Consider the following 2254-nt stretch of genomic DNA (forward strand, 5'->3'; position numbering starts at 1 on the left):
CGGTGCGGTGGCAATTCCGGCACACTTGGAATGACCGGGGAACGTTCTTGACCGTGAACACCATCACCAAGAGGGTCGCCGCCGCCACCTCGCTGGCCGCCGCGTCCCTGCTCGCCGCCGTCGTTCCCGCCTCCGCCGACCCGGTCGACGTCACCGGGCTCACCTGCGACGGCCAGACCTACGAGTGCGTCGCGAAGCTCGACTTCGGCGACGGCGGCTGGACCGCCTCCTGGGGCGCGGGCGTCATGCACGTCGACGACCTCGCGCAGCAGCGCTCCCCGGTCGGCGCCACCGAGGTGACCTGCGACGGCGACACCTGGACGTGCACCGCGAACCTGGACTTCGGCGACGGGAACTGGACCGCCGAGTGGGGCGCCTGGGTGGCCCACGAGGGCAACGGCGAGGACGCCCGCGAGGCCCCCGTCGACGTGTACGAGCTGACCTGCGACGGCGACAGCCACACGTGCGTCGCCAAGCTCGACTTCGGCGACGGCAAGTGGGCCGCCGAGTGGTCGGCCCGCATCAAGCACTCCTGATCCCGAGCGGACGCGCGCAGGGGGCCGGTCCGCGCGGGACCGGCCCCCGCCCCTTTCCGGCACCGGGAAAACCGGCAACCGCGAATACCGGGGGCGGCGCACGGGGAATTGCGGGGCTGTTGCCCGCGTGTTCACGTCCGGTGTCCCCCGCGGCTCCCGTTCCCGTGAAACCGGCCATTACCCCGGCACGCCCGCTTGACCCGGCGGCGGGCGTTCTCCGAGGCTGTGGCGGTGCCGACGACCCGAACCCGCCCGCCGATCACCCCCGCGCCGCCCGACGGCGGAACCGGCGCGCCCGGCGGAGCGGGGGATTCGCGCGCGCCGGAAACGGGTAAGGACCAGAACCAGACCGCCGCCGCAGCACGCCGGGAGCAGCCATGACCGCAGGCGCAGAGGACCGGGTGCCGCCGGTCGACGTCGAGACCGATTCGGTGGACGGCGTCGTCGTGGTCAAGGTCGACGGCGAGGTGGACATGGCGGGCCACGACCTCATCGCGGGCGCGTTCGGCGCGGCCATCGCCCGCAAGTCCTCCGGCGTCGTGCTCGACCTGCGCGGCGTGACCTTCTTCGGCTCCATGGGCGTGGACACCATCATCGGCGCGATCAAGGCCTCCGAGCGCTCCGGCGTGGCGCTGGCGCTGGCCACCGAGCAGCGGGTGGTGCTGCGCGCGCTGCGGATGACCGACCTGGAGGCCAAGGTCGCGGTGTTCCCGACCCTGTTCGAGGCGATGGCCTCCGTCGCCGCGCGGAGGTAGCCCGGCCGTGGAGCTGGACGACCTGCTGCCCCCGGCGCTCGACCTGCTCGCCATCCCCTCCACCGCCGACCGCCCCGACGAGCTGCACCGCGCCCTGGAGCTCGTCCTGGACTTCGTCGGCCCCGGCTTCCACGTCGAGCGGTTCAGCTCCGGCGGCAAGCCCAGCGCGCTCGTGTCCACCGCTCCCGGCGCCCGCGACTTCCGCGTCCTGCTCAACGCGCACCTGGACGTGGTCCCCGGCGCGCCCGAGCAGTTCCGGCCCCGCCGGGTCGGCGACCGGCTGCACGCGCGCGGCGCGCAGGACATGACGCTGTCCGCGCTCGTGCTCGCCTCGGTCTTCCGCGACCTCGCCCGCGCGCTGCCGTACCCGCTCGGGCTGCAACTGGTCACCGACGAGGAGGTGGGGGGCCGCGACGGCACCCGGCACCAGCTCGACGAGGGCGTGCGGGCCGGGTTCGTGATCATCGGCGAGCACAGCGGGCTGCGCGTGGTCACCGAGTCCAAGGGCATCGCGGGCGTGCGGCTGGTGGCGCGCGGGCGGTCCGCGCACGGCGCCTACCCGTGGCTGGGGGACAACGCGCTGCTGCGGGTGCTCGACGCGGTGCGGGCGGTGCTCGCCGAGCACCCGGTTCCCACGGCCGAGCGGTGGCGCACGACGGTGAACGTCGCCCGCGTCGACACCCCCGGCACCGCGCTCAACCAGGTCCCGGACGAGGCGGTGGCCTGGCTGGACGTGCGGTTCCCGGCGCACGAGGCGGACGCGGTGTCCCGGTTGCCGCTGCTGTGCCCGGACGTCGAGGTGCTCGTCGACCACGTCGAGCCGCCGCACCGCGTCGAACCGGACGACCCGCGCGTGCTGGCGCTGCGCGAGGCCGCGCTGGGCCAGGGCTACGCGGGGGAGCCGCTGCGCAAGCACGGGGCGGCGGACGCCCGGTCCTTCCACCACCGCGGCGTGGACGCGGT

3 protein-coding genes are annotated in these 2254 nt (G+C 74.8%); all 3 read left to right on the plus strand.

Annotated features, from left to right (window positions below; translation table 11 throughout):
- Positions 1–47: 47 nt before the first annotated feature.
- On the plus strand, positions 48–536 hold the full coding sequence (locus ACTUAL_RS12110; protein ID WP_096492940.1) for a hypothetical protein: 489 nt from the start codon (positions 48–50) through the stop codon (positions 534–536).
- A 377-nt stretch (positions 537–913) separates the two neighbouring features.
- Positions 914–1291, plus strand: coding sequence for an STAS domain-containing protein (locus tag ACTUAL_RS12115; RefSeq protein ID WP_096492941.1), 378 nt, complete (start codon positions 914–916; stop codon positions 1289–1291).
- Positions 1292–1298: 7 nt separating this feature from the next.
- On the plus strand, positions 1299–2254 hold a 956-nt coding region (locus ACTUAL_RS12120), incomplete at its 3' end, for a M20 family metallopeptidase (RefSeq protein ID WP_440900302.1).

The sequence above is a fragment of the Actinosynnema sp. genome (genome assembly GCF_052038725.1).